This window comes from Actinoplanes couchii, assembly GCF_016862075.1.
Taxonomy (GTDB): Bacteria; Actinomycetota; Actinomycetes; order Mycobacteriales; family Micromonosporaceae; genus Actinoplanes; species Actinoplanes couchii.
The window spans coordinates 140,638-153,277 of record NZ_BOMG01000064.1; the positions used below are offsets into that span (position 1 = coordinate 140,638).

Below are 12,640 nucleotides of genomic sequence, written 5' to 3' on the forward strand. Positions count from 1 at the left end.
TGGCGGGCTGCGGCTCCGTCAGCCCTACGTCTGTCCGTTGTGGCCGGAGGGCCGGCCACGAACTGGTACACGGTAGCGGGATCGAACCGCCGAGCCACAGAGCCTCCCTACTCCGTGACCGGACCCTAGCCGCGCCAGGCAAACGCGGCGCGACAATTGTCGATGCATCTATGCTGGATGTGACGGACGCCACTCAAATTGCGGTTCCGGGTGGTTTCCGGCTCGCGCGGCCGATAGATGCGGTGATCAGCTGATCGCTCACCGTTCCGGGCGCTGGTAAGGGCGCACGGAGGAAGGAAGGAGACACCCGGATCCCGCCGGAACACGACGGTTCACAGGCAAGACACAGATGACGACCGATTTGACCTTGGGCGAGAGAATCCCACCGATGAACACCGATGAGCCCACCCCCGCACCCGAGACCGGTACGCCCGGAAAGCCCACCACGGCCGACTCGTCGACCGACCCCACGGTGGCTCTGACCGGCCTAGGCACCCCCGGCGCGTCGTCCGATGCCGGTGGGGCTAGCGCTCTCGGAGGTTCCCCCACCACGAGTACGCCCAGCACGGCGGCCGGTTCCAGCGCCCCCGGCACGACGTCCGATTCCAGCGCCCCCGGCACGGCGGCCGGTCCCAGCGCCCCGTCCGGTTCCAGCGCCCCCGGCACGACGTCCGATTCCAGCGCCCCCGGCGCTGCCGGCACGTCCGATGCTTCCGGCACGTCCGATGCTTCCGGCGACGAAGCCGAGCCGACGGTCATGCTGCCGGCCACGGAGACCGCCGACGCGACGGTGGACCTTTCGGCAACCGGGACCGCCGACGCGACGGTCACCCTCACCGCGGCAGAGGTAGCCGCAGCTGTGGCCGCCGCCACTGCGGAGGACGAGGCTGCGCAGGACCGGGCCGCGGAGAACGAGGCCGGGAAAGACGGCGCCGAGCCGACGGTGACCCTTCCCGCGGCCGGGTCTACCGACACGACGGCCACTTCCACCGCGGCAGAGGCCCTCACCTCGGCAGAGGTAGACGAGACGACGACGGTCCTCCCGGCGACCAAGGCCGCTGATCCTGACGCAGACGCGGACGAGAAGACGACGATCCTCCCGGCGACCAAGGCCGCCGGTCCTGCCCCTGACACGGACGCAGACGAGAAGACGACCCTCCTCTCAGCCGGAAAGCTTTCCGAGGTGTCGACCGCCCCGGCTACGGCAGAGGCGAAAGAGAAAACGACGGTCCTCCCGGCGGCGAAGCCTGCCGAAGAGACTGTCGCCGAGGTGGATGAAAAGGCCGTCACCATCATGGCGGCGAAGGCCACCGAGGAGACCGGTACGCCTTCCGCCACGGAACCGGACGAGGAGACCGTCACCTTCACGGCCGCGAAGGTCGCCGACGAGACCATCGCGGACGCGGACGAGAAGACCGCCTTCCTCCCGACAACCAAGCTCGCCGCCGAGACCGTCGCGGACACGGACGAGAAGACCGTCTTCTTCCCAGCGGCCAAGGTCGCCGGAGAAGCCAGCGCAGACGTGGACGAGAAGACCGCTTTCCTCCCGGCAGCCACGGTCGCCGAAGAACCCGCCGCGGACGTGGATGAGAAGACGGTTGCTCTTTCTGCCGGGGCGGTTGCCGCGGCGGTGGCGGCAGCGACCGCGGCTGAGGACCGGGACGAGACGACCACGGTGATCTCGGCCGGGGCCGGGCCTGCGGTTTCGCTGCCCAAGCCTCGGACCTCGCCGGATTCGACGGTCGCGCGGCCGGCTTCCCGGGTTGCCCCGCCCACGCCCGAGGCCACCGTCACCGTGCCGGCCGCACCGACCGCCGACGCCACCGTCGCACTGCCGGCCACGCCCAGGTCCGAGGCCACCATTGCGCTGCCGATCACGCCGACGGCTTCGGGTGGGGTGGGGGCCGGGGCCGACTCCACGGTCGCACTGCCGGTTTCGCCCCACAGGCCGTCGCCGGTGGTGCCTGCTCAGCGGGCTGCGCCCACCGTTACCCCGCCGCCCGCGGAGCCCACGATCGCGCTGCCGGCCGGGGTGCCGGTCGCACCCAGGGCTGTTCCTGGCGTACCGCCGCAATCGAAGCCTTTGACCCGGCGCCGTCTGCTCTGGGCCATTCCGGCCATCGCCGGGACCGCGCTCGCCGGTGGCACCATCGCCGCGCTGACCGGCCGGGACGAGCCCGCGGCCGTCAAGAAGCCGAACCTGGTGGTCAGCGAGCCGCCACCGGTGTCGCAGACCCCGACGCCGGCGCCGACCACGCCCCGGCCGACGGCCCCGGTGATGAAGGTGCCGGTGCACACGCTCGCCGATTTCCGCAAGGTGGTGCCGGGCGACGCGTTCCCCACCGACTCCATCGCGCTCACCATCGACGACGGCCCACACGGGGTCTGGACGCCGCAGATCCTGCGGTTGCTGGAGAAGTACCACGTCCCGGCGCTGTTCTGCATGATCGGCAACCAGGTGCTCGGCCACGAGTCGATCGCCAAGGACGTGGTCACCGACGGTCACCACATCGCCAACCACACGTGGAGCCACCCGCTGAAGATCGCCGAGCTGCCGGCCCGCAAGACGATCAAGGAGCTCGAACGGGCCCAGGACAAGATCTACAGCACCACCGGGTTCGCCCCGAAGCTCTTCCGTGCCCCGGGCGGCGCCTGGTCCGACGGCCTGTCGAAATCGGTCTCGCAGAACGGCGTGATCCCGATGGACTGGACCAACGACCCGCGCGACTGGTCCCGGCCGGGGGTCGCGCACATCACCAAGCGGATGCTCGCCGCGAAGCCCGGCCAGATCCTGCTCTGCCACGACGGCGGCGGCGACCGTTCACAGACGGTGGCCTCGCTGAAGACGGTCCTCCCGGCACTGAAGGCGAAGGGCTTCAACTTCGTGGCCCTGACGTGACCCCACGCAGTGGCCCTGACGTGTCCCCGAGCAGTGGCCCTGACGTGTCCCCGCGCAGCGCCGCCAGCGCCTCGTGCCGGTAGGCGCTGTCCCCGGACGCTGGATCGACCTCGGTCAGCCACTCCAGCAGTGTGCGGGGCGGCGACGTGCTCCACGGGTCGGGGTAGAGGCCGCTGTTCGGGTCGGCGCCCGCCGCGGCGAGCGCCCGGACCAGGGACAACGGCCAGCGGCGCTCGACGGCGTGGGTCAGCGGGGTCGCGTCGAAGTGGTCACGGGCGTCGAGGTCGGCCCCGGCGGACACCAGCCGGGGCAGCAGCCGCTCGTGGTCGAACGCCCCCAGCAGATGGGCGAGCGTCCGGCCCCGCTCGTCGCGGATCATCGGGTCCATGCCGGCGTCCAGCAGCCGGAGGGCCTCATCGGTGCCACCGTGCCGGATCCGCAGCCACAGATCACGCCGGAGGGCGAACAGCCGCCTCGGCAGCCGCCCGGACCCGCCACCCCAGGCATGCGCCACCGCGAAGCACCCGCCGGACGTGCCACCGAAGGCGCGCAGAGCCCGTTCCCGTTGCCGCTCGGCCTCGGTGTGCGCCGAAAGCGTCAGACCCCCGTCCCGGTGCTGCAGCTCGTGCCACTCCCCCCGACAGCGAACCCAAACCGAGGTCGTCGCCGCCGCACGCCCAAGACCGAGGCCCCGCCGAGCAACCACCGAACCAGACAAAACCGACGGCTCCTGCGGTACGGCCGACGGTGACAACGTCTGCGGAACAGCCGACAGCGGCAACGTCCGCGGCAGGGCTGATCGTGGGGACGCCTGCGGGCGAGCTGATGGCGGCGACGCCTGCGGGCGAGCCGGTGGCGGCACCTCCGGGCGAGCTGACCGTGGCAGCACCTGCGGGAGCGCTGACCGTAGCAGCACCTGCGGGCGAGCTGCTGGTGGCGGCTGGAGGAACAGCGCCTCCCGGACCAGCGGATGCAACTCGTCAGGGGCGAGCAGACCGCGCCGGACCAGCAGCAGGTCGGTGCAGAACTCGACCTGGGCGGGATGCAGCCGGGGCCGGTGGTCGAGAGAGTCGTCCCACTCGACCGTTCGCACGGTGACCGCGTCACCGTCGACCTGCACGGCGAGCACGTGTCTGCGCTCGTACCGAATGATCCATACCGGTCGTCCGGTCTGCGCACCGAGACGCCGAGCCTCGGCAGCGAGCCGGAGCGGGTCGATGATCGCCGCCAGGGTGCGGTCACCGATGCTGGTCGCGCCGTCAGCCAGCAGCCCCGCCTCCGCCCAGGCATCACCGGCCCGGCGCGTCATCCAGGCCCGTTCGGCGCGGGCCGCTGGGTCGTCACCGACTCCAAGCAGGGCCACCGGGCGCGGGCTGCCGTGGAAGTCAGCGTCAGCGCGAACGTCGGTGCCAGCGCGGGCGCGGGCGCCGGTGCCAGCGCGGGCGCCGGTGCCAGCGCGGGCGCCGGTGCCAGCGCGGGCGCGGCCGCCGGTGTCAGCGGGGGCGCGGGCGCTGGTGTCAGCGGGGGCGCGGCCGTCGGTGCCAGCATGGTCGGTGTAGGCGGCGGTGCCGGCGTGTCCATCGGTGCTGGCATGGGCGTGGGCATCGAAGAAGGGCACCCGTCGGTCGTCGCCGCCGATTGCGGTTCGGAACTCTCCGGAGCGGCGGGCGTCCCACTGGTGCGGTGCGAGCCAGACCGCCCGGTGCGGGTTCAGGCCGCCGGCGCGGCGGACCCGCAGCCTCATCCGCTGGTTGCCGAACGGCAGGAAGTTGCTCGTGCCCATGTTGTCCCACAGCGGGGGCGGCGTACGTACCGCCAGAACGGGGGTGCCGGGCCTGAAGGGGCCATCAGGGGTGAGAACGAGATCCAGACCAGAGGCGATGGTCCCGAAGGCGTCGAGGGCCCGGGGCGCGTGCCAGCGCAGCAGGTCGGGCGCGAACCCGGCAAGCGCATCGGCGAAGGAGGCGGCCTCGCCGGGGCTCTCGAAGTCGGCGACGATGTCCCCGGCCGCGCAGGCCCGCCGCCAGTCACCCCGCTCCCGAGCCTGCGTGCACTCGTCGATCATCAGCGGGGGCACCGCATAGCTACGCACCCGCCGACGGGCGACCATCTCCATCACGCGCCGAAGGCTAGGCGCACCCCCCGACAATTTCCGCCTCGCCGCCCAAAGGGCAGCACGGCGGAAGGAGGGCGGCGCGCGGAAGGAGAGGGTGCCCGAGCGGACGGCACCATCACGACAGGCGGGCCGGGGACGCCGACGTCACAGCAGGCAGCGTCCCCGCAACAGCGGGCGGGTCAGCGGACACCGCCGTCAGAGCGGGCGGCGTCCGCGGGATGGTGGGTGGGTCAGCGGATGCCGCCGTCAGTGCGGGCGGCGTCCGCAAAACGGTGGGTGGGTCAGCGGATGCCGGCGTTCTGGCAGGCCTTGCGGTAGGCGGCGGTGCACAGGGTCGCGGCGTCCACGTACACGTCGACGATCGACTTGATGTTGGCGCGGTTGATCGCCTTCGGTTCCAGCTTCACGAACGGGATGTACAGGCCGGAATCCGGGTCCTTGATCTTGGCCGTGACGTTCTGCTTCTCTTTCTTGTACAGCCCGATCGCCAGCTTGGCCGCCGCGTCCGCCTCGGCCTTGGTGTCCTTGTAGACCGTCATGCACTGGTCGCCGGTGAGGATGTTCTGCAGGCCCTTGACGGTGGCGTCCTGCCCGGTGACCGGCACCTTGCCGTTGCGGCCCTTGGACTTGAGCACCTCGATGGCCGCGTTCCCGAGGCCGTCGTTGGCGGCGAGCACCCCGTCGACGTTCGGGTACTGCTTGATCATCAGTTCGAAGATCTCGCGGGCGTTGTCCTCGTCCCAGCCGGGCACGAACTGGTCCGGCCCCTTGATCGCGGACGCGTTGTCGTAGTAGCTGTTCAGGACCTTGTCGTAGCCGTCCTTGAACAGGTACGCGTTGTTGTCCGACTGTGAGCCGTTGAGTTCGGCGATGACCGGACTGTCGACGTTCTTCTGCTTGAGGCAGTTCATCAGGCCTTCGGCCTGGAGCCGGCCGACCTCTTCGTTGTCGAAGCTGACGTAGTAGTCGGCGGCGCCGTTGAGGGTGAGGCGGTCGTAGTCGATCACCGGGACGCCGCGGGCGTGTGCGTCGGCGATGACGGCTTTGCCGCTGGCGGCGGAGAGGTTCACGATGACCAGGACCTTGAAGCCCCGGTCGAGGGCGGTCCGGGCGATCCGCTTGAACTCCTCCTCGTCGCCTTCGGCGTTGAAGATCTGCGCGGGTACGCCCGATGCGTCAAAAGCGGCCTGCAGGTATTTCGGATCGTCGTTGACCCACCGGGTGGAGCTGGTGGTGTCCGGCAGGATCACCGCGACGCCGTCGGTTCCGGTCACCTTGCCGCTGGTGCCCAGGGTGGCGTTGTCACTGCCGGTGGCGCCTTCGGTCCCCCCGCTGTCGCACGCCGTGACGGTCACCGACGTCAGAAGTCCGGCGGCGACCAGGGCCATCAAAGACTTGCGCATGGGGAATATATGTCCTCTCAGGGGTGTAGCCCGGGGCGGCCTACCGCTGATAACCGTTTTTGTAACAACAATCCGTTTATGAACGGGACGCACAATGATCACGGCTCGTCAGCTGCGGAGGTAACCGTCCGTTAAGCCGCCAAAATCATCTCATCGGTCAGGAAGTTGCGGAGATACGTTTCGATTCAGACCTGCAGGCAGGTACTTATGGCCGACGATGTTCCGCTTCACATCTACGGCGAGATTTGTCCGATCTTGCTGAGAATGAAAATGACCACAGTGGCACAGTTGATGCTTATATTGGCGTGCATCTATCAGCTTGGGTTCCGGCGTGTCGCAGGAGTGGGCCGATCGGAGAGGACCTGCCGAGGACCGGCGACGGTTGCGGGCGTCGTGACCGGGGCCCGTCCCGGCTCGGCGAGGTATGGCGCGGCATGGCGTCTGTCTGAGTGCCCCAGATGGTGATCTGCTGGGATTCACAGCGCTCGGAGGCCGAAGACCACTTCCTGCTGAAAGAGATGTGCGTGCGCACGGCACGCCAACGGCAGGGACATGGCTCCGCGCTGCTCGAAGCTCTGGCAAGCCGTCTACCTGAAGTTCGTCATCGGTACCTGCTGACCGCTCGAGACAGCGCCGCCTCGGACTTCTACCAGGCGAACGGCTTGAGGCCCGCCGGGCGGTTGGCCGTGTTCGTCCGTCCGTGACGGGATCGGCATCCGGCACTGATCCGCCATCCGCTGCGCCACCGCCGACGGGCCTCCCGGCCCGACAGTTCGACTCAGCTTTCAGGACTGCAGTCGGTGGGCGGTCGAGGCGAGGATGCCGAGCAGGCGCACCGCATCCGCGGCGGGACTGTCCGGCGCCGCCCGGTAGACGATCAGCTGCTGGCCGGAGGAGCCCCGGACGTCGAAGGTCCGATAGGTGAGCGTCAGCTCCCCCACCGCCCGGTGCCGGAACCGTTTGGCCGCGCCGGTCTTGCCGCGCACGTCGTGCCGCTCCCACAGCTGCCGGAACCCGTCGTCGGCAACGGTCAGCTCGTCGATAAGCGCGAGGGTGCGCCGGTCGCCGGGATCGTGCCCGAGCGCCAGCCGCAGATGGGCCACACACGCCTCGGCGGCCGGTTCCCAGTCGGCGAAGAAGGTGCGGCCGGCCGGGTCGAGGAACGTCATCCGGGCCAGGTTGCCGGTGTCGGCGAAGTCCGAGTACAGCGCGTCGGCGATCGGGTTGCGGGCGAGCAGGTCCAGGCGCCGGTTGAGGATCACGGCGGGCTGGTGCGGCCACTCGCCGAGCAGCTCGCGCAGGTCGTCGTCGACCCGGTCGGTGAGCGGCGACCGGTCCGCGGCCGGGACGCCGGCCAGCCGGAACAGGTGCTCGCGCCCGTCCGGGCCCAGGTCCAGGGCGCGGGCGATCCCGTCCAGCACCGACGGCGACGGCGCCCGCTCCCGGCCCTGCTCCAGCCGGGTGTAGTAGTCGGCGCTGACCCCGGCGAGCACGGCCACCTCTTCCCGGCGCAGCCCGGCGACCCGCCGCCGCCCGTGCGACACCAGCCCGACGTCTTCCGGCCCGAGCCGGGCCCGCCGCGCGACGAGAAACCGCCCGAGGTCGCTGACAGCCATGCGACCAGGGTAAACACCGACGTCCCCGGCCATCCAGGGTGTACCGCACCCCGGCACCGGATCGATCTTGGACAGGACCGTCTGATAACTTCGCGGATCGGACGCAGCGTCGTATGAAACGGGGAGATCAGCCGATGTCGAACGTCTCCGACCCCGGGTCGTTCCTCGATCCGGAGGCTTCCCGGGACTATCTGCGCAGCTGGCGCGACGACGCCGAGCGCCGCGCCGAGCGGGCCGCCGCGATGGCCGCCCGGATCGAGCAGGTGCGCACGTCCGCCAAGGACGGCAACAACCTGGCCGAGGTGACCGTCGACTCCGGTGGTGTGCTGATCGACCTGGTGCTCACCGACCGGATCCACCGTGTCGACCCGGCGACCGTGGCGCAGGCGGTGCTCGGCGCGCTGCGCAAGGCCCGGGCCGGGGCGGCCGAGCAGGCTCAGGCGATCGCGGTCGAGACGATGGGCGCGAACTCGCTGTCCGCGCAGGTGATCGGTGACCGGATGCGGCAGCAGCTGGACCGCCCCGAGCCCGGGACGGCTTCCCGGAGCGGCGAGGATCGTTACCGTGGCTGACGCGTTCCAGGTCGACGCGAGCCAGCTGCACCGGCACGCGGCGAAACTGCTGGCGGTCCGGGACCAGCTCGACGCGATCAAGAGCGCCAGTTCGGCGATCGGGCAGAACGACGCGGCGTACGGCATGTTGTGCGGTTGGATCTCGGCGATCCTGGAACGACGTCATCAGGGCACCGACGAGCTGTTCGGCCTGGTCGACGAGAACCTGCGCGCGGCGGCCGACGCGATCACCGCGACCGCCCGTGACTACGAGGCCGCCGACGCCGGCGCGCGGGACCGGATCACCCGGGCCGGTGGCCGCTGATGGTGTCCAACTCGTCGCTGGTCGCCGACACCGTCTCGACCCGGACCGCGTTCACCGGCATCGGTCTGGCCGACGGCGCCCAGGGGCTTTATCAGTCCGTCCAGGGTGGCAGCTGGGTCGACACGCTGCTGGCCGGCGGCGCGTTCGCCGGTGACGCGGCGGCCGCGGTCCTCGACCCGTTCAGCACGCTGCTGTCCAGCGGGCTGGGCTGGGCGATGGAGCACTTCGAGCCGCTGCGCGACATCCTCGACAAGCTGGCCGGCATCCCCGACGTGATCACCGGGCACGCGCAGACCTGGGCCAACATGGCCGGCGCGCTGCAGACGATGGCCGTCGACCTGCAGTCCAACCTCGCCGCCGACCTGCCCGACTGGGGTGGCAGCGCGGCCGAGGCGTACCACGGTCTGATGGCCGGCAACGTGGACGGCATCGGCGGGCTGGCCGGCCTGGCGAACACCATGTCCGCGGCGACCCAGGCGGCCGGCAACCTGGTGCAGTTCGTCCGGGACATCGTCCGCGACCTGATCTGCGACCTGGTCGCCCGGGTGATCGTCTGGGCGGCGGAGGCGCTGCTGGTGGTCACCATCCCGCTGGGGGTCTCGCAGATCGTCGCCGCGGTGGCCAAGTGGTGCGGCCGGATCTTCGGCTACACCGGTGCTCTGATCAGCAGCCTGCAAAACCTGACCGCCCTGGTGGAGGGCTGACCGACCGCCGTCGGGGAGGATGGGGACATGACTGCTGACCCGCGTTTGCTGAGCCTGTGGAGTGTCGACGAGCTGGTGCCGTTCCCCCGGGAGTCGTGGCTCGAAGGCGGCATCCCCGAGGAGGACCTGCCGGTCGGCGACGAGATCCCGCAGGACGTGGCGATCGTCTACACCGCGCAGATCGAGGCCGGTTTCGAACTGTACGACGTGATCCAGCTGGCCACCGACGACGGCAGCCTGGACATCCGGCTGATCGCCCTGGGCGCGGTCGCCACCAACCCCGGGCTGCTGTACGTGATGGATCCCCGGACCGGCGAGATCCTGCAGCTCGACATGGAGGCCGGCGACATCCAGGGGGTCAACTCCACCTTCCGGACCTTCGCCGAGTTCCTGTACCAGATGGGCCGCTTCGTGGCCGACGACGAGGGCAAGGAAGGCCGTGCCGAGCGCGCCGCGGTCCTGGCCGACCTGTTCGAGTCGATCGACCCGGACGCCATGAAGCCCGAGTGCTGGTGGCCCCTGGTGATCTCCCAGCTGCGCTGACCCCAGCCCGAGAGTCGATGATCTTGAATCTTTAGCAACGTGGATATGATTTCCACATGAACAAACGGGGAACCGGCGCCGTTCTGGCGGCGCTGGTAATCAGCATGACATCGGCCCTGGCGGTGCCGTCGGCGGCGGTCGCGGCCGTCGCGGACTTTCCGGTCCTGGCCGGGGACCAGAAGACCGACAAGATCTATCGCTTGAGTACGTCCACCTACACGTGGGACTCCTGGACGTGGGCACCCACCACGGACCTGGGGTACACCACCGGTGAGGGCGAAGGCTTCAACGGCGGCAACGACTTCCGGGTCCGGAACACCACCGCCGGGCAGCGCCTGGTCGTGGCGGACGGGCCGGGCCTGGTAACTGTTGCGACATACCCGGAGGGCAAGCGGGTCTGGGCGACCAAGGCCACCAGCGGCGACAACCTGCACTCGGCCGAACTGCTGCCGGACGGCAACGTCGCGGTCGCCGCCACCGGTACCGGTGAGGTGCGGATCTACCCGACCAGTTCCGCGGCCAAGCCGGCATCCTTCCCCCTCCCGGCGGCACACTCCGTGCTGTGGGATCCGGGCATCCGCCGGCTGTGGGTGACCGGCTCGCCGACCGACGGCACGGCCAAGGAGCAGGTGCTGATGGCGCTGGAGGTCACCGGCCCGGCCTCCACGCCCGGCCTGCGGGTGGACACCACCCGGACCCTGAAGATCAGCACCGGAACCGACGACGTGCACGATGTGGCGGCCGACCACACCGACCCGAACAAGTTGTGGATCACCACAAACTCCCGGGTGTACGCCTACGACAAGACCACCAAGCAGCTCACCAGCGCCGGCACCGGGGTCGATCGTCAGGCGGTGAAGTCGATCAGCCTGCAGCCATCGGGGCAGATCGTGCAGACCCAGGCCGACAAATACCGGACGCCGCCGGTGGACTGCGGCACGCCCGTCAACGGCTACTGCACCGCGACGCTCGACTTCTTCAACCCGGCCAAGTCGGTGACCAAGGCGGGCGCGGAGTTCTACAAGGCCCGAGTGGCGAGCCCGTACTACGGCGTCGAGGACATCGCCCAACGCGGCCGGGTGTTCGACAGTGCCGGTGGGACCACCGTCGAGGTCGGCGAGACCGCGACGGTCGGCCGGATCGCGGCCACCATCGACAAGGACGGCCGGCAGCACGTGCTCACCCTGATTCCCGGCGAGGGACTCTGGTCGCGCACCCGGGATGCCGACGGCGTGTGGCAGGCCACGGAGAAGCGTGACAACAGCCTGCGGATCACCGACGTGACGGTCACCGCCGACGCGGCCGGTAACCTGCACGCGTTCACGCTCATCCCGGACCTGGGCGTCTGGTACCGCAAGCGCCCGGCCAGCCAACCGTGGAACGCGACGTCCAGCCAGGTCGACTCCAGCACCGACCTGCGGTCGATCGCCGCGGTCGCCCACCCGACCGGCAAGCTGCACCTGATCCTGGCCGGTTCGACCGGCGGCGTGCGCGAGCGCACCGCCACCGCTGCCGGCGTGTGGAGCAGCACCGTCACCACCGTGGACAACAACAAGGAGATCGCCGACCTGGCCGCGGCGGCCCTGCCGAACGGCAGCCTGCACCTGTTCACGGTGACCCTGTGGGGTGGCGTCTACCACCGCGCCGGCTCCGACACCACCTGGCCCGTCGCGTCGACCCTGGTGCCCGGTGGCACCGAGAGCCCGGCGACCGGCCAGGTCCGCGCGCTGGCCGCGGCCGGCTGGCCCTCGGCCCAGTTGGACCTGGTGACCCTGCGGTCCGGCATCGGCCTGTGGAACCAGACCTGGACCGGAAGTTCCTGGCCCACCCCGGTACGCACCGACACGTCCACCGGAAGCCTCCAGGTGTACGCGGTCCGCGGCACCGACGGCGTCCTGCACACCGGAAAGATCAGCGAGATCTCCTGACCAGGAGGGTTCGCAGAAGGGCGAGGCTGGCCGCACGGTCGGCCTCGCCACCCCGGGCCTGGTCAGAGCGACAGACCGCCTGACGGCCAGCGGGTGTCACGCAGCAGCGCCCGGGTGAACCGGTTGAGATCCGGCAGCCGGTCCGGGGCGAACCAGCCCAGCTCGCTGATCTCGTCCTGGTCCGGCGCAGGCGTGCCACCCTCGACGGCGGCCTGGTAGACGGTGGTGACGTAGGCGGCCCGGTCGCCGTTGCGGTAGGTCACCTCGTAGTCGGGCCCGCCGAGCACGTCGAGCAGCCGGAGACCGCCGATCCGCAGCCCGGTCTCCTCGAGGATCTCCCGAACCGCGGCCTCACCCGGCGACTCACCGACGTCGACCCCACCCCCGGGCACCGCCCACCACTGCCGGTCCCCGGCGTGCCGGACCAGCAGAAGCCGCCCGTCCCCGTCGACGACGAGCACCGAAACCGACGGCAGCAGGATCAGCTCAGGCCCGATCAGCGAGCGCAACCGAGCCAGATGCGGTGAGATGGCCACCCCCCGACAGTGACACCCT

The 12,640-nt window shown here is 70.3% G+C and carries 11 protein-coding genes; 7 read left to right on the plus strand and 4 right to left on the minus strand.

All coding sequences use genetic code 11. The features are described 5' to 3' along the window. Positions 1–388 precede the first annotated feature (388 nt). Positions 389–2,899: a polysaccharide deacetylase family protein gene (locus Aco03nite_RS26405; protein ID WP_203798939.1), complete on the plus strand. Its 2,511-nt coding sequence runs from the start codon at positions 389–391 to the stop codon at positions 2,897–2,899. On the opposite strand, the gene Aco03nite_RS26410 is transcribed toward Aco03nite_RS26405, so the two are convergent. Both Aco03nite_RS26410 and Aco03nite_RS26415 read right to left on the minus strand, forming a co-directional pair. Beyond that, positions 2,877–5,018 (minus strand): hypothetical protein, encoded by a 2,142-nt coding sequence (locus tag Aco03nite_RS26410; RefSeq protein ID WP_203798940.1) that lies wholly within the window; start codon positions 5,016–5,018, stop codon positions 2,877–2,879. The two genes, Aco03nite_RS26405 and Aco03nite_RS26410, sit on opposite strands and share 23 nt — an antisense overlap. A gap of 278 nt (positions 5,019–5,296) precedes the next feature. Continuing rightward, on the minus strand, positions 5,297–6,418 hold the full coding sequence (locus tag Aco03nite_RS26415; RefSeq protein WP_203798941.1) for a sugar ABC transporter substrate-binding protein: 1,122 nt from the start codon (positions 6,416–6,418) through the stop codon (positions 5,297–5,299). A 458-nt stretch (positions 6,419–6,876) separates the two neighbouring features. Here Aco03nite_RS26415 and Aco03nite_RS26420 point away from each other — a divergent pair, with 458 nt between their 5' ends. Further along, entirely contained in the window at positions 6,877–7,122 is a 246-nt protein-coding gene (locus Aco03nite_RS26420) for a GNAT family N-acetyltransferase (RefSeq protein WP_203798943.1), read from the plus strand. An 81-nt stretch (positions 7,123–7,203) separates the two neighbouring features. Here the strand turns inward: Aco03nite_RS26420 and Aco03nite_RS26425 are convergent, their stop codons facing one another. Further along, on the minus strand, positions 7,204–8,034 hold the full coding sequence (locus Aco03nite_RS26425; RefSeq protein ID WP_203798946.1) for a helix-turn-helix domain-containing protein: 831 nt from the start codon (positions 8,032–8,034) through the stop codon (positions 7,204–7,206). A gap of 134 nt (positions 8,035–8,168) precedes the next feature. Here Aco03nite_RS26425 and Aco03nite_RS26430 point away from each other — a divergent pair, with 134 nt between their 5' ends. From Aco03nite_RS26430 to Aco03nite_RS26450, 5 genes are read left to right on the plus strand one after another with little or no spacing between them, the layout of a single operon-like run. Further along, on the plus strand, positions 8,169–8,606 hold the full coding sequence (locus tag Aco03nite_RS26430; RefSeq protein ID WP_203798947.1) for a YbaB/EbfC family nucleoid-associated protein: 438 nt from the start codon (positions 8,169–8,171) through the stop codon (positions 8,604–8,606). After that, positions 8,599–8,910, plus strand: coding sequence for a hypothetical protein (locus tag Aco03nite_RS26435; RefSeq protein ID WP_203798949.1), 312 nt, complete (start codon positions 8,599–8,601; stop codon positions 8,908–8,910). The genes Aco03nite_RS26430 and Aco03nite_RS26435 overlap by 8 nt, the downstream gene beginning before the upstream one ends. Further along, complete coding sequence (locus Aco03nite_RS26440) at positions 8,910–9,614, plus strand: WXG100 family type VII secretion target (protein ID WP_203798951.1); 705 nt, start codon at positions 8,910–8,912, stop codon at positions 9,612–9,614. The genes Aco03nite_RS26435 and Aco03nite_RS26440 overlap by 1 nt, the downstream gene beginning before the upstream one ends. A 27-nt stretch (positions 9,615–9,641) precedes the next feature. Beyond that, entirely contained in the window at positions 9,642–10,157 is a 516-nt protein-coding gene (locus Aco03nite_RS26445) for an SUKH-4 family immunity protein (RefSeq protein WP_203798953.1), read from the plus strand. A gap of 56 nt (positions 10,158–10,213) precedes the next feature. Further along, positions 10,214–12,085, plus strand: a complete 1,872-nt coding sequence (locus tag Aco03nite_RS26450; RefSeq protein WP_203798955.1) for a DUF6528 family protein — start codon at positions 10,214–10,216, stop codon at positions 12,083–12,085. 62 nt (positions 12,086–12,147) lie between these two features. Here Aco03nite_RS26450 and Aco03nite_RS26455 read toward each other — a convergent pair whose 3' ends face one another. Beyond that, a complete protein-coding gene (locus Aco03nite_RS26455) occupies positions 12,148–12,621 on the minus strand; it encodes an NUDIX domain-containing protein (RefSeq protein ID WP_203798957.1) in 474 nt (157 codons plus the stop codon). Between the last annotated feature and the right edge of the window lie 19 nt (positions 12,622–12,640).